22 protein-coding genes and 1 tRNA gene are annotated in these 25,468 nt (G+C 57.9%); 11 read left to right on the forward strand and 12 right to left on the reverse strand.

Going from position 1 to position 25,468, the window contains the following annotated elements:
* Positions 1-14: 14 nt before the first annotated feature.
* Genes QQL78_RS06285 through QQL78_RS06295 form a run of 3 tightly spaced genes read left to right on the forward strand, consistent with a single transcriptional unit; the run spans position 15 to position 2,546 of the window.
* Complete coding sequence (locus QQL78_RS06285) at positions 15-683, forward strand: DUF6778 family protein (protein WP_284371685.1); 669 nt, start codon at positions 15-17, stop codon at positions 681-683.
* 58 nt (positions 684-741) lie between these two features.
* Positions 742-1,986 carry an RSP_2647 family RNA methyltransferase gene (locus tag QQL78_RS06290; RefSeq protein WP_284371687.1) on the forward strand — a complete coding sequence of 415 codons (1,245 nt, stop codon included), beginning with the start codon at positions 742-744 and terminating at the stop codon, positions 1,984-1,986.
* Positions 1,986-2,546 (forward strand): RSP_2648 family PIN domain-containing protein, encoded by a 561-nt coding sequence (locus QQL78_RS06295; RefSeq protein WP_284371689.1) that lies wholly within the window; start codon positions 1,986-1,988, stop codon positions 2,544-2,546. Before QQL78_RS06290 ends, QQL78_RS06295 begins: the two co-directional genes overlap by 1 nt.
* Positions 2,547-2,555: 9 nt before the next feature.
* On the opposite strand, the gene QQL78_RS06300 is transcribed toward QQL78_RS06295, so the two are convergent.
* The 5 genes from QQL78_RS06300 to QQL78_RS06320 all read right to left on the reverse strand — a co-directional run bounded on the left by QQL78_RS06300 (position 2,556) and on the right by QQL78_RS06320 (position 7,289).
* Positions 2,556-3,239: a M48 family metalloprotease gene (locus QQL78_RS06300; protein ID WP_284371691.1), complete on the reverse strand. Its 684-nt coding sequence runs from the start codon at positions 3,237-3,239 to the stop codon at positions 2,556-2,558.
* 76 nt (positions 3,240-3,315) lie between these two features.
* Positions 3,316-4,503 (reverse strand): vWA domain-containing protein, encoded by a 1,188-nt coding sequence (locus QQL78_RS06305; protein ID WP_284371692.1) that lies wholly within the window; start codon positions 4,501-4,503, stop codon positions 3,316-3,318.
* A complete protein-coding gene (locus QQL78_RS06310; protein ID WP_284371694.1) occupies positions 4,503-4,676 on the reverse strand; it encodes an apolipoprotein acyltransferase in 174 nt (57 codons plus the stop codon). Before QQL78_RS06310 ends, QQL78_RS06305 begins: the two co-directional genes overlap by 1 nt.
* Before the next feature lie 29 nt (positions 4,677-4,705).
* The gene (locus QQL78_RS06315) at positions 4,706-6,064 is read right to left on the reverse strand and encodes a DUF2927 domain-containing protein (RefSeq protein ID WP_284371696.1); all 1,359 of its coding nucleotides are present in this window, start codon (positions 6,062-6,064) and stop codon (positions 4,706-4,708) included.
* A 385-nt stretch (positions 6,065-6,449) separates the two neighbouring features.
* The gene (locus QQL78_RS06320) at positions 6,450-7,289 is read right to left on the reverse strand and encodes an AAA family ATPase (protein ID WP_284371698.1); all 840 of its coding nucleotides are present in this window, start codon (positions 7,287-7,289) and stop codon (positions 6,450-6,452) included.
* A 138-nt stretch (positions 7,290-7,427) separates the two neighbouring features.
* Here QQL78_RS06320 and dksA point away from each other — a divergent pair, with 138 nt between their 5' ends.
* Together dksA and QQL78_RS06330 are read left to right on the forward strand one after the other, a co-directional pair.
* Positions 7,428-7,883: an RNA polymerase-binding protein DksA gene (gene dksA / locus QQL78_RS06325; protein WP_284371700.1), complete on the forward strand. Its 456-nt coding sequence runs from the start codon at positions 7,428-7,430 to the stop codon at positions 7,881-7,883.
* A gap of 105 nt (positions 7,884-7,988) precedes the next feature.
* A complete protein-coding gene (locus QQL78_RS06330; RefSeq protein ID WP_284371701.1) occupies positions 7,989-9,161 on the forward strand; it encodes an FAD-dependent monooxygenase in 1,173 nt (390 codons plus the stop codon).
* Here QQL78_RS06330 and ocd read toward each other — a convergent pair.
* Positions 9,158-10,210 carry an ornithine cyclodeaminase gene (ocd, locus tag QQL78_RS06335; protein WP_284371703.1) on the reverse strand — a complete coding sequence of 351 codons (1,053 nt, stop codon included), beginning with the start codon at positions 10,208-10,210 and terminating at the stop codon, positions 9,158-9,160. The genes QQL78_RS06330 and ocd overlap by 4 nt on opposite strands.
* Positions 10,211-10,221: 11 nt before the next feature.
* Positions 10,222-11,142, reverse strand: a complete 921-nt coding sequence (gene rocF, locus QQL78_RS06340; RefSeq protein WP_284371706.1) for an arginase — start codon at positions 11,140-11,142, stop codon at positions 10,222-10,224.
* Between the two features lie 109 nt (positions 11,143-11,251).
* Between rocF and QQL78_RS06345 the strand changes: the two genes are divergently transcribed.
* Positions 11,252-11,677, forward strand: a complete 426-nt coding sequence (locus QQL78_RS06345) for an Lrp/AsnC family transcriptional regulator (RefSeq protein ID WP_284371708.1) — start codon at positions 11,252-11,254, stop codon at positions 11,675-11,677.
* Here the strand turns inward: QQL78_RS06345 and QQL78_RS06350 are convergent.
* Entirely contained in the window at positions 11,674-12,138 is a 465-nt protein-coding gene (locus QQL78_RS06350; RefSeq protein WP_284371709.1) for a disulfide bond formation protein B, read from the reverse strand. The genes QQL78_RS06345 and QQL78_RS06350 overlap by 4 nt on opposite strands.
* Positions 12,135-12,713, reverse strand: coding sequence for a YqaA family protein (locus tag QQL78_RS06355; protein ID WP_284371711.1), 579 nt, complete (start codon positions 12,711-12,713; stop codon positions 12,135-12,137). Before QQL78_RS06355 ends, QQL78_RS06350 begins: the two co-directional genes overlap by 4 nt.
* A gap of 206 nt (positions 12,714-12,919) precedes the next feature.
* Between QQL78_RS06355 and QQL78_RS06360 the strand changes: the two genes are divergently transcribed.
* From QQL78_RS06360 to QQL78_RS06375, 4 genes are all read left to right on the forward strand, one after another.
* Positions 12,920-13,228 (forward strand): hypothetical protein, encoded by a 309-nt coding sequence (locus tag QQL78_RS06360; protein ID WP_284371713.1) that lies wholly within the window; start codon positions 12,920-12,922, stop codon positions 13,226-13,228.
* Between the two features lie 99 nt (positions 13,229-13,327).
* Positions 13,328-13,411 (forward strand) — tRNA-Leu (locus QQL78_RS06365).
* 471 nt (positions 13,412-13,882) lie between these two features.
* Positions 13,883-14,431: a hypothetical protein gene (locus tag QQL78_RS06370; protein WP_284371715.1), complete on the forward strand. Its 549-nt coding sequence runs from the start codon at positions 13,883-13,885 to the stop codon at positions 14,429-14,431.
* The gene (locus QQL78_RS06375) at positions 14,428-18,516 is read left to right on the forward strand and encodes a cadherin-like domain-containing protein (RefSeq protein ID WP_284371717.1); all 4,089 of its coding nucleotides are present in this window, start codon (positions 14,428-14,430) and stop codon (positions 18,514-18,516) included. The genes QQL78_RS06370 and QQL78_RS06375 overlap by 4 nt, the downstream gene beginning before the upstream one ends.
* 225 nt (positions 18,517-18,741) lie before the next feature.
* Here the strand turns inward: QQL78_RS06375 and QQL78_RS06380 are convergent, their stop codons facing one another.
* Both QQL78_RS06380 and QQL78_RS06385 read right to left on the reverse strand, forming a co-directional pair.
* Positions 18,742-19,356, reverse strand: coding sequence for a nucleotidyltransferase family protein (locus QQL78_RS06380; protein WP_284371719.1), 615 nt, complete (start codon positions 19,354-19,356; stop codon positions 18,742-18,744).
* Between the two features lie 46 nt (positions 19,357-19,402).
* On the reverse strand, positions 19,403-21,820 hold the full coding sequence (locus QQL78_RS06385) for a GcvT family protein (protein ID WP_284371721.1): 2,418 nt from the start codon (positions 21,818-21,820) through the stop codon (positions 19,403-19,405).
* Between the two features lie 154 nt (positions 21,821-21,974).
* Between QQL78_RS06385 and QQL78_RS06390 the strand changes: the two genes are divergently transcribed.
* Positions 21,975-24,398 (forward strand): GcvT family protein, encoded by a 2,424-nt coding sequence (locus QQL78_RS06390; protein WP_284371722.1) that lies wholly within the window; start codon positions 21,975-21,977, stop codon positions 24,396-24,398.
* A 4-nt stretch (positions 24,399-24,402) separates the two neighbouring features.
* Here the strand turns inward: QQL78_RS06390 and QQL78_RS06395 are convergent, their stop codons facing one another.
* Positions 24,403-25,350: a hypothetical protein gene (locus QQL78_RS06395; protein ID WP_284371724.1), complete on the reverse strand. Its 948-nt coding sequence runs from the start codon at positions 25,348-25,350 to the stop codon at positions 24,403-24,405.
* Between the last annotated feature and the right edge of the window lie 118 nt (positions 25,351-25,468).

A 25,468-nucleotide genomic window follows, 5' to 3' on the forward strand; every position in this document is an offset into this window, starting at 1 on the left:
ATGAGGTAGTAGACATGTTGAATTTTAGGTTCGATCGGAAACGCTGCGCAAAACTCGCTTTGGGTGCGGCACTTGTGGGTTCACTGGCCGCCTGTGGCAACAAGCCCGATATCGCCAGCCGCAATCTATCAAAGGATGTGATTCCCGGTACTGCCACAACCGTCGCTGCCGCGACACCACAGTCACAGAAAAACCTACGCTCAACGGCGCAATTGCCCATGACCGTTACAGCGATCAATATCAATGTGCCACGTTCGCTGACCGTGTCCGAGGCCAACCTCTATTACCCAAAAGCGGATATCGTCTGGCGCGGCGAATTGATCGGTGATCGTCATGCGCAAATTGAACAGATTTTCGATACCGCCTTTCGCGCCGGCACCGCTGATCTCTCCGGTCCGACCGGTGTGATTTTGGATGCTGAAGTGGTGCGCTTCCATTCCGTGACAGAAAAAGCCCGTTATTCGGTGGGTGGCGTGCATAACATGATCTTCAAACTGACCGTGCGCCGCGCCTCTACAGGCGAGGCGCTGGGACCGACCCGTCTGGTCAGAGCGGACCTTCCAGCTTTCGGCGGCAAGGAAGCCATTGATGCAGACCGTGCAGGGCAGACACAGAAGGTACGCGTGACCAATTTCCTGTCTCAGGCGATCCGCCATGAATTGGCGCGGTTTGTCGCGGCCTAGGCACAGTTTGACCAATTCAACGCTTTCCCAAAGGCGTTTTACCTACTAAAGGGGCGTTATGACAGCGCCCCACACCCCACCCGCAAACGATGATCCTGCAACCGCCACGGCGACAAGCGCCTTGCCGACCGTTCGGATGATGCCCAAGGCCAATGCCCGTGCCGTCCGGTTCGGCGCACCATGGGTCTATGCCAATGAAATGGTCGTGGATCGGCGCACCAAGAACCTTGCCCCCGGCACGCTGGCCCGTCTGGAAGACGCGGAACGCCAGCCGCTGGGGCTGGTCGCGGTGAACCCCAATTCCAAGATCATTGGTCGGATGCTGGATGCAGATCCAGAAACCGTGATTGACCAGGCGTGGTTTGAGGACAAGATTGCCCGTGCCCTTGCCCTGCGCTCGCAGCTGTTTGATGCACCTTATTATCGCCTGATCCATGCCGAGGCCGACGGTCTGCCCGGTGTGATCATCGACCGTTTCGGGGATACCTGCGTGGTGCAACCCAATGCTGCCTGGGCCGATCTGAGGATGGAAATGCTCAGTGCGGCGCTGGTTGCCGTGACCGGCGTGGGCAATGTGCTGAAAAATGCGGGCGGGCGCACCCGCACCCTAGAAGGTTTGGATGATATATCCGGGGTGACCGCAGGAACCCTGCCGGATGGCCCGTTGCCGGTGCCGATGAACGGCGCGACATATATGGCTGATCTGACCGGCGGCCAGAAAACCGGCCTGTTTTATGATCAACGCCCTAACCACGCCTTTGCGGCAAATATGACGCGGGGCCTGCGGGTGCTGGATGTGTTTTCCCATGTTGGAGGGTTTTCATTGGCTGCCCTTGCGGCGGGTGCTGAAAGCGCAATGGCCGTTGACGGCTCTGCCCCGGCGCTGGAACTGGCCACCCAAGGGGCGGCCGCCATGTCGATGCAGGAGAAATTCACCGTGCGTCAGGGCGACGCCTTTGACACGCTGGCCGCGCTGCGCAGCGAAGGCGCTGAGTTTGATGTGGTGATCTGTGATCCACCGTCCTTTGCCCCATCCAAAAAGGCACTGGAAGCAGGGCTGCGGGCCTATGAACGCATTGCCCGTCTGGCCGCGCCTCTGGTTGCGGAAAACGGTATTCTGGGCCTGTGTTCCTGTTCACATGCTGCGGATCTGGCGGCGTTCCGCACCGCCTCTGTACGCGGTATCGGACGGGCAGGGCGGCGTGGCATCCTGCTGCACACCGGCTTTGCCGGGGCGGACCATCCACAACTGCCGCAACTGGCCGAAAGCGGTTACCTCAAATCGCTGTTCTTCCGCCTCTGATGGCACCGCGTATCCTGATCGACGCTTGCGTTTTATACCCGACGGTAATGCGCGAAGTGGTGATGGGCGCGGCCAAGGCAGGGCTGTTTCAGCCGATCTGGTCCGAAAGGATACTGGAAGAATGGGCCCGCGCGGCGATCAAGCTGGGCCCGATGGGCGAAATGCAGGCGCGAAGCGAAATTGCCATGCTGCGCGCCGGATGGCCCGCCGCCGAACGTCCTGCCGCGCCGCAAGTTGCACAGCGCCTGTGGCTGCCGGATGAAGACGACATTCACGTTTTGGCCGTGGCGGTCGATGCCAGTGCCGACATGGTCATGACCTTGAATGCCAAGGATTTTCCCCGTGATCTTCTGGCCGAACAAGACCTGATCCGCGTCGATCCCGACAGCTATCTGCACCAGCTTTGGCAGGACCACCCGCAGCTGATTGCGCAAGCGGCTGAGGATGTGCTGGCCACGGCCCGCAACCTGTCCGGCAAGCATTGGGAACTACGTGCCTTGCTCAAAAAAGCACGGCTGCCCCGATTGGCCAAAGCCCTGTCCCCGCCGCGTCAATCCTGAGGGCGCAGCTCAGCTGTCCCAGCGTTTTTGCAGCATTTGCAGTGCCCTGATCCGCTCATCCGTCTTGGGGTGACTGAGCAACCATGCAGGGGCGGTGCCGGAATTGGATTGGGTCAACGCCTCGAGCTTTTCAAACAAGGATATCTGCGGAGCGACGCCGATTCCGGCTTTGCTGAGTAGGGCGGCGGCATAGGCGTCTGCCTCATATTCATCACTGCGTGACAGGCGGGCGGCCAGCAAGGTTGTCAGCATATTAGCGATCCAGATCCCGGCAAAAGGAATGAACCGCCCCAGCACCATCGCCAAGGCAGTGCGCAACGCGTTTTGTCCAGAGAAATCAATCATCCGGCGGCGCGAATGGCCCAGAGCCACATGGCCCAGCTCATGTGCAATCACGCTGGCCAGCTCTTCCGCTGTGACCTCGCCTTTGCGGAATTTGTTGTAGAACCCACGGGTGATAAAGATCCGCCCGTCTGGTGCCGCCAGCCCGTTCACCGGTTCAATTTCATAAATATGGACATTGATCCGTGGCAGATCCAAAGCGCGGGCCAACCGGTCGCTCATGTCTTTAAGTGCAGGATCGGCCAGCACGGTGGAACGCGCATCCAGTTCCCGTGCCGTGCGCCACGCCGAAAAGCGATACATTGCAAAGCCGTAGGCCACTGCGAGCAAGATGGGAAGGACACGGATCATGAGGCTAATATGGGGTTGATCCGGCGACAAGCAAGCGATGCGGCCAGATGGGGTGTTTGAAACTGGCGCAGGTAGGTCAGCGCGTTAACTCTTTGATGCCGCGCGAAAGACCTTCAAGGGTCATCGGCACCATGGCTTGCGGGCCGAAAATCTCTTGGATCATGGCGATGGACTGGGTGTAGGGCCAGTATTTCTCGGGCACCGGGTTGATCCACAGATTGCTGGTCCATTGATCCCTTGCGCGTGCCAGCCATGTTGATCCCGCTTCGGCGTTCCAATGTTCATTGGCCCCACCGGGATAGGCAATCTCATATGGAGACATAGATGCATCACCTACGAAAATACATTTGTAATCAGGTCCATAGGTGCGCAAAATTTCGTGGGTTTCCAATTGCTGGTCCCAGCGGCGGCGGTTGTCTTTCCACACGCCCTCATAAAGGCAATTGTGGAAATAGAAGTGTTCCATATGTTTGAATTCGGATTTCGCGGCCGAAAACAATTCCTCTACCACCTTCACATGCGGATCCATGGAGCCGCCAATATCGAGGAACAACAATACCTTGACGGCATTGCGCCGCTCGGGGCGGGTTTTCACATCAAGATAACCATGTTCGGCAGTGGCGCGGATGGTGCCGCCAAGGTCCAGCTCTTCTTCGGCCCCATCGCGCGCCCAGCGGCGCAGGCGTTTCAGGGCAACCTTGATGTTGCGCGTGCCAAGTTCAACTGTGTCATCCAGGTTCTTGAATTCACGTTTGTCCCAGACTTTCACCGCCCGCTGATGGCGCGATTCATTCTGGCCGATCCGCACCCCTTCGGGGTTATAGCCATAAGCACCAAAAGGCGAGGTGCCCGCGGTGCCGACCCATTTGTTGCCACCCTGATGCCGACCTTTTTGCTCCTCAAGCCGCTTTTTCAGCGTCTCCATCAGCTTGTCAAAACCACCGGCGGCTTCGATCTCTGCTTTCTCTTCGGGTGAAAGATGCTTTTCAGCCATCTTTTCCAGCCAGTCCTTGGGGATTTCAACCGCTTCAAGAACGTCGTCCAAGCTGATGTTTTCCAAGCCTTTAAAGGCGGCTGCAAAGGCTCTGTCGAACTTGTCGATATTGCGTTCGTCTTTGACCATTGCAACACGGGCGAGGTAATAGAAAGCCTCGACATCATAGGTGGCGATGCCAGCGGCCATGCCGTCGAGAAACGCCAGAAACTCGCGCATGGAGACCGGCACCTTATGGGCGCGCAGCTGATCAAAGAAGGGTAAAAACATCAGGCAGTCAGCAGAAACCGGTCCAGCAGAACCGTCAGCACCATACCGACAACCATAAATGCCATGGCGAATCCGGCGGCATATTGCGCCATATCCTTGCGGTTCCCACCGCGTTTACGGGCAGTATACCCGCCCCATAACACACCGATAATTCCTAGACCGATAACGATCATTCGTGACCCCACTTTGTCCGGTGGGCAGCTTATCCTTTAAGCGGGTTCAATGACGCGATCTCGCGCAGCTTGGCCCGCACTGCCCAATCTGGTCCAAAGCCGTATCGCGCCCAGCCGATGCTGTCCAGTCTGACGCTGCGCGCTTCGGCGTGGCGGTTTTCCAGTTCCAGTGCTTCGGAGCGCAGCAGCAGCAAAGTCGACAGCAAGGCGGCGTTTTCGCTGGCTGTTGCGGTGTTGATATGGGGTGCAATGATCCGCAGGGCCTCGGCCCCGTCACCGCGGGTGATGGCATAGGCTGAAAGCTGCGTGGCGACATAGGCGCGGTGCAATCTGGTGCCCGGAGTGTTGGCATAATAGCGCTCTGCCTCGATATAGTGGCGATGTGCCAGTCCGGGATCAGAGGTCTGCATCACACGGCCCATGGCGTAATGGGCAAAGGCGCGGCGGTGGTCCTGCCAGCCCATGGCGGTTGCGATGCGGATCGCCTCCTTCGCCGAGGAGGTGCGCCCTTCAAAGGAAATGGACCGGCCAAGTGCGGTTTGCACTGCTTTGCTCCACTCACGCGGGGTGCGCGTGGCGTAACGGGCCGGTTTATGCACACCGCGCGGATTGGTGCGGGCCAGAATGCCGGGCAGGGCGGCGGCAACCTGTCCACGGCTCATGCCAGAGCGCAACGCGGGATCGTAATAGGTCCGCAGAATCAGCATATCGAAACCGGTCAGCACCGTATGCACATTGTCGTCGTTGAACACGCTGTCCGGCAAGCGGTACAGGTCGTTCAACGGACCAAGCGCCTGTGCCAGTTCTTCATGTAGGCAATCGCGTACTTCTTGCGGGCTGGAGTCATTTGGCAGGAAAATCGACAGGCGTTCGCGTTTTTGCAGCAGGGTCCAATTGGTCTGCGGCTTGCGGCGGGCCTTGCTGTATTCGGCCAGCGAAGAAACATTGGGTGCTACAAAACAGGCGGCCTGAGGCAAAACCGAACGAATTTCCGCACCGCTCACCGCCTGAATGGTGATATTGGCATCTGCGGCGTTGGTCTGGCTGATGTCAATCCGCGCCTCATTGCGCAGCCGCGAGATCAGACGTTTCAGATCGGGACCAAGGGTAGCTGTAGCGTTGCCGGTGACACGCACAGTGATCGGCGTTTCGAACCGGGTAAGCACCGGCAGCTTGCGACCGCTTTCCATCTGGAACGATAGTTCGATGAAATCCAGCGCCAGATCATTGTTTGAACGCACCGGCGCAAGGGGAACGCTGGTGGCGAAACTTTTCATCGGGGGCAGGGAGCTGTCGGCGAAATTTGCACGTGTCGCGACGTCATGTTGCGAGGCGGGCACACAGGCGTTCAACAGCATGACCAGTGGCAGGACTGTGCGCGCTCTCATGGACAAAACCCATTGTTCATTGGGGTTTCATTCGGAAAACGACGTGCCACACGCACACCAGAGGAGCGCACGTAAGGTGCTGAACTGATCATCATAACTGCCTGCCTGTCCTTTTTGGACGTTTGGATTTCAGGTCTTATCGCCTTCCATCCGGTCCTTAGTAGGGAGCAATTAAGGCAAATTTGGGGCAAATAAGGCGAATTGGGGCAGGGGGTATTCGGTTACAACGGGGAATATAGAGCTGGCCAAACAAATGACACAATTAGAAGGGGTTACAGGGACTTCCTAGTGAATTTCCTGCCAGCCAGCAGGCGAAACGTTGCAAAGTGCGCACAGGTTGCGGCGCTTTGCTGCAAGTTCGCGATTAACTGTTGATATTATCTGCTTAGCGTCCGCCACGGGCCATAAAGGCCAGACGTTCAAACAAATGCACATCCTGTTCGTTTTTCAACAAGGCCCCATGTAGCTTTGGCAGCGCAGAGGTACCGTCCTTTTTCAGGTCAGCAGCATCCATATCTTCGGCCAGCAACAGCTTCAGCCAGTCCAGCACCTCTGAGGTTGAGGGCTTTTTCTTCAGCCCTTGCTGGTCGCGGATCTCGTAAAACTGGGTCAGCGCGGTGGTCAAAAGGCTTTCCTTGATGTCGGGGTGATGCACCTCGACGATCTTTTTCAGGGTCTCCATGTCGGGGAATTGAATGTAGTGGAAAAAGCAGCGGCGCAGAAAGGCGTCAGGCAATTCTTTTTCATTGTTCGAGGTGATAATGACAATCGGACGGTTTGCGGCTTTCACCATCTCGCCGGTCTCATAGACAAAGAATTCCATCTTATCAAGCTCTTGCAGCAGGTCGTTGGGGAATTCAATATCCGCTTTGTCAATCTCGTCGATCAGCAACACAACCTTTTCATCCGCTTCAAAAGCCTCCCAGAGCTTGCCCTTGCGGATGTAGTTGGCGACATCATGCACCCGTTCTTCGCCCAGCTGGCTGTCGCGCAATCGGCTGACCGCGTCATATTCGTAAAGACCCTGCTGCGCCCGTGTGGTGGATTTGATGTTCCATTCGATCATCCGCAGTCCCAGCGCTGCGGAAACCTGCTTGGCCAGTTCAGTCTTGCCGGTGCCCGGTTCCCCCTTGACCAGCAGCGGACGTTCCAGCGTCACAGCGGCATTCACAGCAATGGTCAGATCGTCGGTTGCGACATAATCAGCGGTGCCTTGGAATTTCATCTTACTTTTCAACCTTCTGATTATGGAGCAGGACAAGCGCCTTTAACCAAAAATCAAAGGGATTGTGTAGTGACAATTCAAAGTGGCTAAGATAGACGCAGCGTCATTGGGGGGCGACCTCAGGGAGAGGGGTCTCGTATGCCAGAAACGAAAACAGTTGAGGGGTATGATATGAAACAGGAAGTTTTCCTGCCTGATAATTATTCACCGGCCGAAGATGAACCTTTCATGAACGACCGTCAGCTTGAGTATTTCCGACGCAAGCTATTGAATTGGAAAACGGAATTGATGGAGGGCAGCCGGGATACGATTGAATCCCTACAGGATGGCACACGCAATATTCCTGATGTCATTGACCGTTCTTCGGAAGAAACCGATCGGGCGTTGGAATTGCGCACCCGCGACCGTGCCCGTAAGCTGGTCTCCAAAATCGACGCCGCATTGCGCCGCATTGATGAGGGTGAATTTGGTTATTGCTCGGTGACGGGTGATCCGATTTCACTCAAGCGGCTGGACGCCCGTCCGATTGCGACGATGAGCCTTGAAGCGCAGGAAAAACACGAGCGGCGTGAAAAAGTACATCGCGATGACTGATCGCTAGCCCGGTGTTATTTACATGCGGGTGGGGTCAAAGATAGTTGTGTTGAACAGGAAAACGCCGGGGCATCGCCTCCGGCGTTTCTGTATTGAGGGGCAGCAATGAATATTTCCAATGCAATTGTTGTAGGCGGCGGGATTGGCGGGCTTGCAGCCGCAGCGGCATTGGCACGTCGCGGCGTGGCGGTGACGGTGTTGGAACAGGCCGACGCCCTGCGCGAGGTCGGTGCCGGTTTGCAGGTCAGCCCGAATGGTCTTGCGGTGTTGCGGGCCCTTGGGCTGGAAGCAGGGTTGCGCGGCAAAGAGGCGGTGCAGGGGCAGGCCGTAGTGCTGCGCGATTTTGCAAAAGGCGCAGAGGTGGCCCGTTTGCCACTGGACCGACTGCCGAAGACGCAACGTTACTTCTTTGTGCATCGCGCTGATTTGATTGACCTTCTGGCAGGGGCTGCGAAACGCGCCAATGTGACATTCGAAATGGGCGCGCAGGTTGCCAGCATCCGCCCCGGCAAGGTGCCGCAGGTGCAGATGGTCGATGGCAGCACACGCCGGGCTGAACTGGTGGTAGCTGCGGACGGCATTCATTCCGTGGCACGGCCTGCGTTGAACGGCCCGGACGAGGCGGCGTTTTCCGGTCAGGTTGCCTGGCGGGCATTGGTGCCCAACAGCATCAACCATCCGGCAGAGGCTCAGGTGCATATGGGGGCCGCGCGCCATCTGGTCACCTATCCCTTGCGGGGGGGGCGGTTGATCAATCTGGTTGCCGTGGAAGAACGCGAAGGCTGGGCCGCCGAAGGTTGGAATCACACTGATGATCCTTCCAATATGAAAGACGCCTTCGCCGGTTTCGGCGGCGATGCGGCGCAGATGATCAATGCGGTTACCGATGTGACGCTCTGGGGGCTGCACCTGCATCCGGTGGCGTCAATCTGGCAACGTGAAGGTGTGGCATTGCTGGGGGATGCGGCCCATCCGACCCTGCCGTTTCTGGCGCAGGGGGCGAATATGGCGCTAGAAGATGCTTGGATCTTAGCGGATGCGGTGACCAGCGGGCCGGGCGATTGGCTGGCCGGCTATCAACAGCGCCGCGAAGCGCGGGTTAGACGGGTGATCGCAGCGGCCGCGAAAAATGCGCACCGCTACCATCTGCGCCCCGGCCCCATGCGCAGCTTGGCGCATCTTGGCCTGAAGCTGGTCAGCCGTCTTGCGCCGTCACAAATGCTGGGGGCGTTCAACTGGCTCTATGGCCATGACGTCACACGCCCCCCAAAAGGCTAGGGTTTCGCCCGCTGCAACATGCCGAACAGGTCGCGCGGATCATCAGGATCAGCCAGCAGGTCCAGCGGGTGGAACAACCCGGTATCAGCAATCTGGTCGCGTACGTAACGCAGCGCTGAGAAATCCTCGATCGCAAAGCCGACACTGTCAAACAGGGTGATCTGTTTGTCATCGGTCCGCCCTTTGGCAGCACCGGTCAGCACCTCCCAGAATTCGGTGACCGGATGATCGGATTCCATCTGCTGAATCTCACCCTCAATTCGGGTTTGTTCGGGATATTCCACAAAGATTTCAGCGCGGTTCAGAATGGCAGGGGCCAGTTCCGTCTTGCCGGGGCAATCGCCGCCAATGGCGTTGATATGCACCCCTGCGCCAACCATGTTGTCAGTCAGAATGGTGGCATATTGCTTGTCAGCGGTGCAGGTTGTGATGATCTGCGCACCTTCCATCGACTCTTCTGCCGTTTTGCAAGAGGTCACCCGCAGGCCCATCCCGGCAAGGTTTTCAGCGCATTTGGCAGTGGCCGCCGGGTCGATATCATAGAGCCGCACCTCTTCGATGCCAACAATGGTTTTCATCGCAAGGCTTTGGAATTCTGATTGTGTGCCATTGCCGATCATCGCCATGACCTTGGCGTTTTCCGGGGCCAGCACCCGCGCGACCAGTGCAGAGGTCGCCGCCGTACGCAGGGCGGTCAGCAGGGTCATCTCGCTGAGCAACACAGGGTATCCTGACGCCACATCCGCCAGCAAACCAAAGGCGGTGACCGTCTGTAAACCGTCCGCTGTGTTGGACGGATGGCCGTTCACATATTTGAACCCGTATACATCACCATCTGAGGTGGGCATCAGTTCAATCACGCCACTTTCGGAATGGCTGGCCACGCGCGGGGTTTTGTCAAACAGCTCCCAACGTTTGAAATCGGTCTCGATATAGTCAGCAATGCCGCGCAACATCTCTTCGATGCCAACGTGATGCACCAGTTTCATCATGTGATCGACAGAAACAAAAGGCACCAGCGCCTTGGACGAAGGTTTCAGGTTTGTCATGGCAGTATCCTTTAATATGCGCGGGTCGGGCGGTCGAAGACGCGGCGGCCAAAGGCCGATGCGGTCAGGTCGACCATCAGGGTTGCGGTACGGCCGCGCTCGTCCAGAAACGGGTTCAGCTCAACCAGATCAAGCGAAGTCATCAAGCCTGAATCGTGCAGCATCTCCATCACCAGATGGCCTTCACGGACGGTGGCACCGCCGGGAACCGTGGTGCCGACTGCGGGTGCAACCGATGGGTCAAGGAAATCCACATCGAGGGAGACATGCAACAGGCCATTGGCGGCTGCGACCTTGGCAAGAAAAGCGGAAAGCGGTTTCGCAATACCGGTCTCGTCAATCTCGCGCATGTCAACATAGGTGACATCCGTGTCCTGCAACGCCGCGCGTTCCGCCGCATCAACAGAGCGTAGGCCGATGATGGCGATGTTTTCCTGCGGGACGGGGGTGTCGACAATTGGAAAGCCGTCAAACCCGTCGCGGCCCGTAACATAGCCCAATGGCGTGCCATGCAGGTTGCCGCTGTCCGTCGTTTGTGGTGTGTGGAAATCCGTATGTGCATCCAGCCACAGCACGAACAATGGGCGATCAACGGTTTTGGCATGGCGCGCGGCACCCAGAACGGTGCCCAGAGACAATGCATGATCGCCCCCCATGAAGATCGGCACACCATCCGGCATCGCCGTTTCGGAGGCATCGGCAAGGGCAGTGGTCCAGGCGATGGTTTCTTCCAGTGCGACGATTTTGGGGTGATCCTTGGCGGTGAAAGGGGCAGGGCGGACATTGCCACGGTCTTCAACCGGATGACCCAGATCGCGCAGCGCCTGCGCCAGACCGGCAGTGCGATAGGCGTCAGGGCCCATTAAACAGCCTTGGCGGCGCTTGCCACTGTCCAGTGGACAACCGATCAGAATACAAGGGGACTGGGACATGGGACGGCTCCTTTAAGTGGCGTTTCCCTGACTTATCTGGCGATATCGGTCATCGACAAGCAGTAGAAGTGGCCGTATTGGTTTGATATTGGTCATAATGGAGTGAATAATGGACGATTTGGACAATCGCATTATCGCTGCCCTGCGTCACGACGCACGGATGCCGCTGTCGGATCTGGCACATGCGCTTGATACCTCGCGCACGACGCTGCGGGCGCGGATTGCACGGCTGCAGGAACGGGGCGAGATTGTTGGTTTCACGGTGCTGACCCGGGCAGATGTGATGCGCGATCCGGTGCGCGGATTGATGATGATCGGGATCGAGGGGCGCGGCACGGAACGGATCACCCGCCAGCTGGCAGGTTTTGCCGAGGTGCGGGCGGTGCATTCAACCAACGGACGCTGGGATGTGATTGTCGAAATCGGCACCGCCACGCTGGAAGCCTTTGATGCGGTGCTGACACGGATCAGGCGGCTGGACGGGATTGTTGCCAGCGAAACCAACCTGCTGCTCAAAACCCGAAAGGCGGGTTAGGCGCGCCGTGCTGCCATGATCCAAACAGCGGTCAGCGCAAAGGCAAAGACGGCGTTCCAGCCGGCCATCGACAAGCCAAACAGCTGCCAGACAATTTCGTCGCACATGACAACGCCGGTGGGTGTGTCCAGCGACAATAGCGCGCCGCCATCCATCGCGCCAAGGTCGGCACCGCCGCCGCTGCAAGAGGTCGGACCGGGCCACCAGCCCCATTCGACACCTGCATGATACGCCCCGATTGCGCCAGTGATCGCTGTGGCCAGGGCCCCCAGCCATGCCAGCAAACGCGGCCCGCCCATCAGGGCCGCAACACCGATCAGGATTGCCGCAGCATGGGGCCAGCGTTGCCACAGGCACATTTTGCACGGGGCCAGACCGCCGATGTGCTGGAACCCGAAGGCCCCCAGCAACAGCGCAGCGGAACCGAAGGTGGCGATTAAAATCAGCGTCTTACGTGTCATATCAGCTTTACCACAGCAAATCCTGCCACCAGCAGGATAACAAACAGGGTGAACATCAGGCCCAGACGTTTTTCAATGAAGTCACGGATCGGGGCACCAAATTTCCACAGGAGCAGCGCGACGATAAAGAACCGCAAGCCCCGCGCAAGGATCGAGGTGACGATAAACGTCCCCAAGGGCATCGCGGTCCAGCCGGACATGATCGTGATGACCTTATAGGGAAAGGGGGTGACCCCTGCCGCCAGCACCGCCCAGAAACCCACACCATTGAACCGTTCGGCAAAGGCCTCCATCGCCTCGGCCTTGCCCAGCGAAGCCAGCATGGGCTGACCGATGGTTTCATAGGCAAAGGCCCCGATGGCATAGCCCAGCAACCCGCCCAGCACCGATGCAACCAGCGCCACACCGGCAATCACAAAGGCGCGGTTGGGTCGGGCGATGATCATCGGAATCATGATGATATCCGGCGGGATCGGGAAAAACGAACTTTCCGCAAAAGCCACAATCGCCAGCGCCCAGAGGGCATGGGGGTGTTGGGCAAGGCCAAGGGTCCAGTCGTAAAGGCGTTTTAACATTTGCATTGCTCTTTTTGGTTGACCTGCAACACCATACCGGATGGACGGGGTCAAGAGCAGGCCGTGCTTGGGCCGGGCAGGGTGACCGGATTGCGCCAGGATACGCCGCTGATGCGACTTGCGGGCTGAAAACTCCCGGGGCTGCACGGTTCAATCCTGCCTTAACGATTATCTGCTAAAGCCTGACCTCATCAGAGGGGGCACATATGCCGTATAATCTGCGCATTCTGTTATTCATGCTGTTTGGCGGCGCGGCCGTGGTCATTGCCGTGTTTCAGGTGCCGCCCCTGACCTCTGGAGGCAATAGCGGAAAATCAGGACTGAACGAGGCAGAGTTCAAGGCCGCGGTCAGCGCGGAACTGGCCTTTTGCCAAAAGCAGCCTGATGCGGTGAATTGTCGATGTTTTGCCAATAAATCCGCGATCATCCGAAGCCATCAACAACCCCGTGTACCCAGCGCCGTTTACGCCGATAAGGAAGATCTTGCACGTGGGCAGGCTGCACTGGGCTGCTGAGGGCCAGCAGGTCAACACACCCTGCGCCCGACTTAACAGCCCCCGATCTACGATAGCCCTTGTCGAATCGCGCAACGCTTTGTAGCAGGTCCGAACAGTGCCCGTGTGGTGGAATGGTAGACACGTCAGATTCAAAATCTGATGCAGCAATGCGTGCCGGTTCAAGTCCGGCCACGGGTACCAACTGGTTTATACGCCAGCCGCCAAAATTCTCTCTTGTCGCAGTCTGGACTCGCGAAACGCAGTTTTGACGCGGACCAGAGTGGTGATTGCTTTGTGCGGGTTGTCCCCCAGGGCCTGCGCGGTCAGGGTACGGGGCGGAGGACGCGCGCGACGATGCCGCCGTTCCGCATCGCGCCAAGCCCCTGACCAAGGCGGATCTTGTCGCAAAGTGATTCGTGACGAATTTGGTGAAGGTGCCGGTTTGCGGCATCAGTCCTGTGTTTTTGCGCGGATTGGTTCCAAGTTGGCGACAGTGGTGATTCACTCATGGCGGGAATAAGGCAAGAGGTTTGACGGCTCACCTTTTCTAAAATTGTTTCCCGTGGCGGAACAGTTAACCACATCTTAATGATTTCCTTTCCACTGTAGAGCAACTGATTAACCTATTTACATGAGGTTTGTTCTTTTGCGACGAATTCCAGGTGGAAACAATTGTTTGGTGTATGGCCCTCATCAACCGGGGGAGTATCGCCCCGCACCTACGGCTGTTCCGTCATTTCTGACAATTTCCCGACATTTTTCCCTTTGTTGGACCATTTTGCAGGGATAAATATGTTTTTGCCCAACTGGGGGGCTTTTTCTATTGGTCGCGGGCGGCCACATATTCGCGCATCCATGCTGATGCGGGAGACGTGCCAACGCCGTGCCCAGCGCGACCGTCTGCATGTCGCTGCCGGACAACTGCTGTTCCGTCGCGCGCTGCCCGATGCAGCTCTCCCCGGCTTTTTGGTGCGTCATTCGTTGGGACTGTCCCATGCGTTTGGAATGATAATCTGTGCCGCACCTGCTTGCGGGTCATACCTCACAGGGCACAAGTTTGAGTGGAGTAAAGTGATGAAGCCTGCATCAAGACCGTCCTTACTGGCCGTTAATGCGCCGCGGTTTTCTAGCGCCTTCCTTGCACACCCACGTCCCGAAGCACCTTCCAGAATGGCCGCGCTGCTTGGCATGCGCATCAACGTCCAGGAGACTACCCAATGATCCGTAAACTTGATTTCAATGCATTTGCTGCCGGCACCGTTATTGATGACGAATATCAGGCAACGGATGGGGTGTTGGTTTCTGCGGTTGGCGGGTCAGGTCAGGCGATGACATTCGACACCAACAACCCCACCGGGGATGACACGGATCTGGCTTCCGATACGCTGGACGGGGTGTTGATCATTTCGGAAGATGGCGACAGCAGCGATCCCGACGATAATGACGCCGGGGGCAGCATCTTTTTCGACTTTGAGTCTCCCTCGCTGATCAAAGAACTGACTTTCAAGGATATCGAAGAGACCGAGGGTGAGGGCACATCCATGATCTTTTACGATGCGGAAGAGGTGGTGATTGAGGAACATTTCGTGCAGCCAACCGAGGATGGTGGCGAACACACCGTTGGTTTGTCGGTAGATGGCGTGTCCCGCTTGGAGGTCCGTTTTGAAGGGTCCGGGGCGGTGGATAATCTGGTGTTTGACGACAAACTGCCAATGGATGATGGGCCGACGGCGATTGATGATAGCGGCGAAACCGATGAGGACAGCGCAGTGATCATTGATCTGCGCGGCAATGACACGGACCCTGATGATCCGCGCGAGGATCTGGTGATTGGTGATTTTGTGAGCGCTGATGGCACGGTAAGCGACCTGGGGGACGGCACGGCGTCCTTCCTGCCAAACCCGAATTTCAACGGCGAGACCAGCTTTACCTACACGGTGACGGATCCGGACGGGAATTCGGATACGGGCGAGGCCACAGTGCAGGTGAACCCGGTTAATGACGCACCCGTGGCCGTTGATGATACCGATACCACCGATTTGGATACAACGGTGACGGTTGATCTGCTGGCCAATGACAGCGATGTGGATGGCGATGCATTAACGGTGACAGAGGCGACGGTGCCGGCCACCCAAGGGATACTGTTCGCCAATGGTGATGGTACGTTTGATTTCACCCCTGCCACCGGTTTTATAGGTGATGCAACGATCAGCTATACCATCGCCGATGCAGAGGGGCTGGTGGACAGCGCGCAGCATACGGTCACTGTCAGCACCTCGGATGTGGCACCTGTGGCCAATCCCGACACCGCCGAAACGCCGGAAGACACGGCAATTACCATCGACGTTCTGGACAATGATACCGATCCGCAAGATGACCCGCTGACCCTCACCGAGGCCACCGTACCGGCAGAGCAGGGCACGGTCGAGATTGTCGAGAATGAACTGCTCTTCACCCCGGCGCCGGATTTCAGCGGCCCATGTACAATCTCCTACCTGGTCGAAGACCCTGAAGGAAACAGCGCCGAAGGCAGCGTCGCGGTTGATGTGACCCCGGTGAACGATGATCCGGTCGCTGCGGATGACACGGATACAACACCGGAAGAAACGCCGATCACGGTAGATCTGCTGGAAAATGACAGCGATGTGGATGGCGACACACTGTCCGTGACGGCCGCCACTGTGCCGCCAGAACAGGGCAGTCTGCTCAACAATGGCGATGGGACGGTGACTTTCACCCCCGCTGCGGCCTTCACTGGTCCGGCCACCATCAGCTATGCCATTTCTGACGGCAATGGCGGCGAGGATAGCGCGGTTCATGTGGTTGATGTCACCCCCGAGGTGCTCGCCCCGCCGGTGGCAAATGATGACACCGCCGCCACCGATGAAGATACTGCGGTGATCGTCGATCTGCGGGGCAATGATACCGACCCTGACAATACCCTGGATGAACTGACCCTTAGCGACCTGCTGGTTGATCCGGCAGAGGGCACTGTGGTGGACAATGGCGACGGCACGGTCACTTTTACACCAGCTGCTGATTTTAACGGCGATGCCACCATCACCTATACGCTGACCGATCCCGATGGGGCCTCCGATGATGCTGAGGCCATTGTCACAGTGGCCCCAGTAAATGACGCGCCGGTGGCGGGTGATGACGTTATGGGCACGCCCTATAACACCCCTATTGAAGATATCGACGTGCTTGCCAATGACACGGATGTTGACGGTGATCCGCTGCGCCTTGTCTCGGCAACCAGCCCTGATGGTACCGTGCTGATCACACCCGAAGGCATGCTCAGCTTTACCCCGACCGAAGGGTTTACCGGGCCGGCTGAAATTACCTATACCATTTCTGACCGCCCTGAAGGTGATCCGGAGGGGCTGAGCGATGTCGGCACGCTGGTGGTCAATGTGGCCGCACCAGACACGCGCGATGGCATTGTTGCTGGCACCATCGGTGCCGACGTGATTGATAGCGAATATCTGGGCGATCCTGACGGCGATCGTGTTGATAGTGAGGATGCGATCATTCCCGGTCAGGCACCGAACGACGATATCATCCGTGCCGGTGACGGCGATGATACGGTTATGGCCGGTCTGGGGGATGACAATATCACCGGCGGTGAAGGTGATGACAGTATCCTTGGTGAAGATGGCAATGACACGGTGGATGGCGGTGCAGGGGACGATGTGATCAACACCTCCGGTCCCGATCTGGCCCCCGACCGAGGCTATCCCGACGCGCCAACTGACAGTCTGGGCTTTGAAGGCGATGATGACACTGAGAACGACCGCGACTCCGTTATCGGCGGTGCGGGCAATGACACCATCACAACCGGAGACGACCGTGACACCATCATCGGTGGAACCGGGGCAGATGTGATTGATGCCGGGATTGATGATGATTTCATCGACGGTGACGAAGATGATGACCGCATTGTTGGTGGTGAAGGCAGTGACACCATCTTTGGCGGGGCGGGGGATGATACCATCTATGCGGGCAATGACCCCGATGGCATCGGTGATCTGCTGGATATCCCGGATGACGTAACCGCAGGCGCGCCTTTCTCGCCGGATCGCAATCCCGACAATGGCCGTGATGTTGTTCAGGGCGGTGCGGGGGATGATCTGGTCTTTGGCGCGGATGATGCCGACAGCCTTGTCGGTGGCTCTGGTAACGACACCATTGACGGCCAGATTGACGATGACACCATCAGCGGCGGCTCGGGCGACGATTCATTGCTTGGCGGGCAGGGCGACGACACCATCGAAGGGGGCACCGGCGAAGACACGCTTGAGGGCGGCATCGGTGATGACACGCTGCGGGGCAACCGCAATGACGATATCCTGCTGGGTGGTGCCGGTGACGACGTGCTGGACGGCGGCGGGGATGATGACCTGCTGGACGGCGGCGAAGGTGATGATGATCTGCAAGGCGGGCTTGGGGATGATACCCTGCGCGGCGGCGCGGGTGAGGACACCATGACAGGGGGTGCTGGTCAGGATGTCTTTGCCGCCGTGGGCGCCGGTGATGAGATCGACGGTGGTTCCGGCCCGGTTGATCTTGACACGCTGGACCTGCGCGGCTCTGCCCCGGAGGGGGGAGGGCTTGAGGTTATCTATACCTCTGATGACCGTGAAGACGGGGTGGTCAATTACTTCGACGCAGATGGGGCAGACGCGGGTCAGTTGGTGTTCGAAGAGATCGAAAATGTCATCCCCTGTTTCACGCCGGGCACCAAGATCGCCACACCAAAAGGCGAACGTCTGGTACAAGAGCTCAAAGTTGGTGAACGTGTCATCACCCGGGACAACGGCATTCAGGAAATCCGCTGGGTTGGCGCGCGCGATATGTCCGGGGCCGAGCTGGAAAAAGCGCCGCATCTCAAACCAGTGCTGATCCGTCAGGGTGCACTTGGTAACGATCTGCCGGAACGTGATATGATGGTTTCGCCCAACCACCGGGTGCTGGTGGCCAATGACAAGACCGCGCTTTATTTTGAAGAGCGCGAGGTTTTGGTCGCGGCCAAACATCTGACCGATCTGGAGGGCGTGGACATCGTGGAGGTGTCCCAGACAACCTATATCCACGTGATGTTTGACCAACATGAGGTGATCCTGTCCGACGGCGCATGGACCGAAAGTTTCCAGCCCGGCGACATGTCATTGGCCGGCATCGGCAAGGAACAGCGTCAGGAAATTCTGGAACTTTTCCCGGAACTGGCCACCACGGCCGGTATCGAAGGGTATGCATCGGCCCGCCGGTCGCTGAAAAAGCATGAGGCCAAGCTGATTACAGAGTAAACCGCCAGAAAAGGGGCGGGGGCCCCGGCACGGAACAAAGGCACGCGGGGCAACCGGGTGTCAGAAATATGCAGCAGTTTGTCAGGGATGTATCACCTATGACAAACGACCAGAGCGGGGCGGGAAACTGCCCCGCTCAATTTTATCTGATAGAGGCTGCTCATGGGGACGGATGCAGTGGTCCAAATTGCCCTGAAAAATCATATGGATTTACCAATGCTGGCGCTATGTCTGGTCCTGTTCCCTGCGCCATCTGTCCCAGTCTTCTGGCGTATCCAAGTCACGCCGCGCGCGCTGTCCTTCTAAGGGCACCAAGGTCATGCGCCCCTTGGCCTGTGCGACCACCTCGCGCCCGCCGCTGTCTCCGCTTAGCTGCGCAAAGGCCGGGAATAAGGTGCGGTGAAACACAATCGGATGCCCCGCCGCACCCTCCTGCGTTGCCCCGCGCCAGATCAATTGACCGCTGTCCAGTTCCACCGCATCTGCCACCTTTGCCAGATCATCGGCTGTCACATCCGGCAAATCGCCCAGCAATACCAACGCGCAGGGGGCTTCCCGTGGCAGGGCCGCAAAGGCGCGGCGCAGGCTGGCGTTCATGCCCTCATCCGCATCCGGCACTGCAAACGGCAGAACTTCCAATCCTATCAGTGCGTCATACCGGGGATGTGGCGGTGCCGGCAGGGCGATCAGCACCGGACCACCCGTGACCGCACAGGCTTTCAGGGCCTGCTGTCGCAGCAGGGGCAATCCGTTTACCTCTTCCAACAGCTTGTCACGCCCGCGCATCCGACTGGATGCACCGGCGGCAAGGATGACGATGGGCAGGTTGCGCGGATTCATGTCCCACAGTTTACCGGGCGCAGACGGCAAAAGTAAGTGCCCCTTGTCAGCCGCGCATGGCAGCACCGTCAGGGTCAAACAGCGGCGCGGTGATCAGATGTGCCGGGCGCATCTGGCCAAGGATCTCGATCTCGACCGCCAAACCCTCAACCGCCCGCGCGCGCGGCACAAAGCCCAGCGCCACCGAGGTGCCGGAATAATGCGAATACCCGCCTGAGGTGCAAAAACCCACAACGGCACCCTCCAGCCAGATCGGTTCATAGCCCTGTACATCTGCATCCTCGGCCTCGACCTTGAAGGCGACCAGCTGGCGATCGGGTGGTGTTGTGCGCTCTGCTTCTGCGGCGGCACGACCGATGAAAGTGGTGTTTTTCTTGAAGCTGATGAACCGGTCCAGCCCTGTCTCTGCTGCTGTGTAATCTGGTGAAAACTCCGACATCCATGAGCCAAAGAATTTATCCAGCCGCAGCGACATCATTGCGCGCATGCCGAAGGGCGTGATCCCATGTTGCTGTCCCGCCTCCCAAAGATGCTGCCACAGGCTACGCTGGTCCATTGGGTCGCAATAAATCTCAAACCCCAGATCGCCGGTATAGCTGACCCGTTGCACGATGCATTTGCTTTGACCCACGGTCATTTCCCAGACATCCAGAAATTTCATATCACTGACATCGCGGCGTGTGCAGGCTTGCAAAACATCGCGGGCGCGCGGCCCGGCAATTTGAAATCCGGTGCGCCGATCGGAAATGTTGTCAACCTCAACACCATCTTCCAAGTGGTTAAGAAACCAACGGTAATGGTAGGATTGAGACCCGTAGGAGGCGGTCAGCTGGAACAGATCCTCCGCGAGGCAGGAGATGGTGAAATCACCAATGAGCTTACCTTTCTCTGACAACATTGGCGTAAGCGACAGCCGCCCCTTTGCAGGGACACGTCCCGCCATGATCCGGTCCAACCAAGCCCGCGCATTTGGGCCTTTCACCAGAAACTTGCCAAAGTTCTGTACCTCGTTGATTCCGACACTGCTGCGCACCGCCTTCACCTCGCGGGCGGTGGCGTCAAAGGCATCTGAACGGCGGAAGGAAGGTGTTTCGAAGCTTGGTTCGTCACCTCTGGCAAAGTAATTTGGTACTTCAAGGCCGAATTGCTGGCCCCAGACCGCACCCATTTCGGTAAAAATGTCATACATTGGCGTGGTGCGATGGGGCCGCGCGGCGGGCAGTTCCTCGTTCGGGTAGGCGACGGAGAACCGTTTCTGATAGTTTTCGATCACCTTTGGCAGGGTATAGCCCGGCGTGATCCAATCGCCGAAACGGGCCACATCCATCGCCATCACATCGCGCTCCGGCTCTCCCTCAATCATCCATTGGGCAAGGGTCAGGCCAACGCCGCCCCCCTGGGAAAACCCGGCCATAACCCCGCAAGCGGACCAATAGTTGCGCATTCCCGGCACCGGACCGACCAGCGGATTGCCGTCCGGCGCAAAGGTGAAGGGCCCGTGGATCACGTTTTTCACACCCGCACGTTCCAGATCGGGAAAGCGTTTATAGGCAAAGGCGATGCTGTCTTCGATCTTGTCAAAATCATCTTGCAGCAGGTCCTGACCAAAGGACCATGGTGTGCCATCAACGGACCACGGGCGGCAGGTTTGTTCGTAAAACCCGATACATAGCCCTTTGCCTTCTTGGCGCAGATAGGATTCGCCTGCTGGGTCCATCACATGCGGGTGCTCGATTCCGTCTTTCATCATCTCGACAATCATCGGCACGTCTTCAGTGACCAGATACTGATGTTCCATCGGGTGCAGCGGGAAATAGACACCGGCCATTGCCCCAACTTCACGTGCCCAAAGTCCACCTGCGTTAACGATATGCTCGGCGTGAATCGTACCCTTGTCGGTGACCACATCCCATGTGCCATCAGAGCGTTGGTTGGTCTCTTGTACCATACAATGGGTTTCAATGGTCGCACCACCCATCTTGGCCGCGCGGGCATAGGCGTGGGTGGTGCCGGAGGGATCAAGGTGTCCATCAAGCGGGTCATAAAGACCGCCGATGATGCCGTCGATGTTCGTGACCGGCGCGATTTTCTGAATTTCTTCGGGGCTGACAATCTCTGTATCCAAGCCCATAAACCGATGTTTGGCGCGTTCCGCCAACAGCATATCAAACCGGTCCTGATTGTCCGCCAAAGTGACTCCGCCCACGTGGTGCAAGCCGCAGGACATGCCGGTGATTTCCTCCAACTCCTTGTAAAGGCGAATGGTATAGCCCTGCAACGCCGCCATATTGGTGTCACCGTTCAGCGTGTGAAATCCACCCGCCGCGTGCCAGGTGGAGCCAGAGGTCAGCTCGGAACGTTCAACCAGCATCACGTCGGACCAACCCAGTTTGGTCAGATGATATAAGACCGAAGCGCCGACGACGCCGCCGCCAATGATCAGAACACGGGTAGATGTTTGCATGGGGGTCTCCAGATTTGCTTGCCCCAAGCCTGAAAGCTGACGAATGCAGTCGCATGTAGTTTTCCGACAGAAGATGTCGTGATCTGGCAATCGGTGGGAAATGGCGGGGGTCAAATGGTGGGGTAAGGAAAACCGAAATACAGGACCAAGCCCCATGCGCACCCATGCCCAAGCTGTTGTGATCGGAGGTGGCGTGATCGGCTGCTCGATCCTGTACCATCTGACTAAACTGGGCTGGACCGATGTGGTTTTGCTGGAACGGGATGAATTGACCAGCGGCTCAACATGGCATGCGGCGGCAAATATCCACGGGCTGCATGACAACAACAATATCACCCGCATCCAGAATTACACCATGGACCTGTATAACCAGCTGGAGGCAGAGACCGGGCAGTCCTGCGGTGTGTTTCAACCGGGCAGCCTTTATCTGGCCCAGACCGAAGCGCGCGAACACCAGCTGCGCTTGCAGGCGGCAAAGGCAAAATATTATAACATGCCGTTTCGCGAAGTTTCGCGGGAAGAGGCAGAGGTGCTGCATCCGCTGGTCAAGTATGACGGCATCCGCTGTATCATGTTTGAAGAGAACGGCGGCAATGTGGATCCTTCGGGTGTGACCAATGCCTATGCGGCGGGGGCACGTCAAAATGGGGCAGAGATCATTCGCTTCTGTCCCGTGACGGGGACAGAGCAGCAGGCGGATGGCAGTTGGATTGTGCGCACCGAGAAGGGTGATATCGCCACGCAGTGGATTGTGAATGCGGCCGGTCTATGGGGGCGTGAAGTGGCTGCGATGGCCGGTGTGAAGCTGCCGCTGCAACCGACCGAACACCAATATTTTGTGACGGAAACGATTGCAGAGATCGACGGGCTGGACCGGCGTTTACCCTCGGTCGCGGATCGCGATGGTGAGTATTACCTGCGTCAGGAAGGCAAGGGATTGCTGGTCGGGGCCTATGAAAAGGACATGCGATTCTGGGCCGAAAACGGCACGCCGCAGGGGTTCGGGCACGAGTTGTTTGCCGATGATTTGGAGCGGATCGAGGACAATATGATGCGCGCAATTGACCGTGTTCCCGCGGTCGGCACCGCAGGAATCAAACGGGTGATCAACGGGCCGATGATCTGGTCACCAGACAGCAATGTGTTATTCGGCCCGCTGCCGGAACTGTCCAACTATTTCTGTTGTAACGGTATTGTTCCAGGGTTCTCGCAATCGGGCGGCATGGGGCTGCTAGCCGCGGATTGGATAGTCACCGGTGAAAGCCGCTATGACATGTTTGCCTGGGACGTGGCACGGTTTGGCGATTGGGCAGATGCGGCGTTCACCAAGGCGCGGGTGGGGGACCAATATGCCAACCGCTTCAAGATCCATTTCCCGAATGAGGAACGCAGCGCGGGCCGCCCCATGCGCCAACGCCCCATCTATGCGGCCCAACGCGATTTGGGCGCGGTATTTGGGTTGAACTATGGTTGGGAGCATCCGCTGTATTATGGCAAGGACATCGGCGCGCCGGATGTGACCGAAGGGTTCACGCGGCAGGGCTGGTGGGAACAGGTCGGACGCGAATGCCGCATGCTGCGCGAAAATGCGGGCATCATCGACATTTCGAATTTCGCGAAATACCGCTGTGCGGGGCCGGGGGCAGAGGCGTGGTTAAATGCCGTCTTTGCCAATAACATGCCGAAATTGGTTGGGCGGTCCTGTTTGACACCATTGATCGGCACGCGTGGTGGGATCGCGGGGGATTTCACGGTCACGCGCATGGGGGATGAGGAATTCTGGATCATCGGGTCCGGCATGGCCGAGCGCTATCACCAGCGGTTCTTTAAGCAGGTGCCGCTACCCGATGGCACCACATTCGAGAGCCGGACAGAGGCCATGTGCGGCTTTAACGTGGCGGGGCCTAAATCGCGCGAGATCTTGCAGCGGATGACAAACACCTCGCTGGCAACGGCCGATTTCCGCTTTATGCGGTCGGCTTGGGTCGAACTGGCCGGGGTGCGCTGTCTGGCGTTGCGGGTGAGTTTCACCGGGGATCTGGGCTGGGAATTGCATTGCGCAGTTGAAGATCAGGCGCAGCTTTTTGCGGCACTTCTTAAAGAAGGGGCGGCGGTGGGCGCAGGGCCGGTTGGCTCACGGGCGTTGATGTCGCTGCGCATTGAAAAGGGCTATGGCTCCTGGAGCCGGGAATACAGTCCCGAATATTGGCCGCATGAGGTGGGTATTGAGCGGTTGTGCAAAATGGACAAGGCGTTCCTGAACAAATCAGCCGTGGCTGAAACATTGGCGAAACCAGCGCGTGAACATCTTGTTGTGTTGGCATTGGATGCGGGTCAGACCGATGCCTCTAACGCGGATGCGACCGGTGGGGAGCCGATATTCAAGGATGGCATTGGGATTGGCCGTGTCACATCAGGGGCTTACGGGTATTCAGTCGGGCAATCGCTGGCCCTTGGGTTTGTTAAAGAGGTCGTTGCCGGTGATGTTGTGGATGTGATGGTGCTGGGCCGACCCCATCGGGCCACGGTTCTGGCGGAACCGCCCTTTGATCCTCAGGGTACCAAACTGCGGGAGTGACCTTTCAGGCTTTTGGCAAGGAGCCGATCCCGAAATAGCGGCGGCCAAGCTTGTAGCCTTGCAGGGCGCTCAGATCATAGCGGACAGGGGAGTGCGAGCTGAGCAACAATTGTCGAAGCGTCTTGCGGCTGAGCGGTGTGGAAAACAACATTCGGTAGACATCTGTGGTTTCGACCATTGTTTTGGCATTCAGCACCTGCTCGCCCACAACGATATTGAGATAGATGCCCCGGTTGATTACCGGAGCCGCCTCTGCATCCGGGGGCACATCCGGAACAATAACGCAGCCGAGTTTCCCGATGACGGTGATCCTTCCGGCAAGGCGATCCCCCAATACTGTCATATGTATTGGGATATCGCAGATGGATCGCCCGCGTAGGATGATGCGTAAAACCATCACAGCGACATGAGCAGCCATGGCCAGCAGCACCGTCAGGACGAAGCCCAAAAGCACGATTCCAAGCAGGCGCAACTGGTAACGGTGTCTCTCAATCTCTGCGTTAACATCACCCACCCATCCCGTCAGGGCGCGCCATTGCCTTTCGCCCGCCAGCCTGCGGGGTTCCGACGGATCAACTTTAGCGGCGGGTGCCGTGCCCTGCGGCTTCTGGGAGGCGCAGGCTTTGTCAATGGTTTCAACAGCTTGTGCAAGATCATCTGCAAAAGCATCAGGCAGCTGAACCACCCCGTCCGGTTGGTCAGCAACAAACATCATGACGGTAAGGAAATGGCGCAGAGTCCCATAGGCATGTGCCTGTCCCGACTGGCGCAGGACCGCAAGCATCGCATCGTTATTGATGTCACGGATCATCTTGTTGATCTTCGGCAACCGGCTTTGGTCGGGGGCGGCGGCGGTGGTAAAGGTCGCTTGTGCAAGTTCGATCACTGACAATAACCGGTCGCAATCGGCACAAACGGCCAATGACGACCAAAGCCATATCAAACAGGTCATTCTAAGGGTTCGTAGACAGCGCATATTCACCTAAGGGGCCATCACATTGGCCCGTTTTCTGGTGGTATGTCGGATCAGTATTAACGCGAGGTTACGTTGTCTGGATTAGTGCGCGCCT

Source organism: Sulfitobacter pacificus (assembly GCF_030159975.1).
Classification (GTDB): domain Bacteria; phylum Pseudomonadota; class Alphaproteobacteria; order Rhodobacterales; family Rhodobacteraceae; genus Sulfitobacter; species Sulfitobacter pacificus.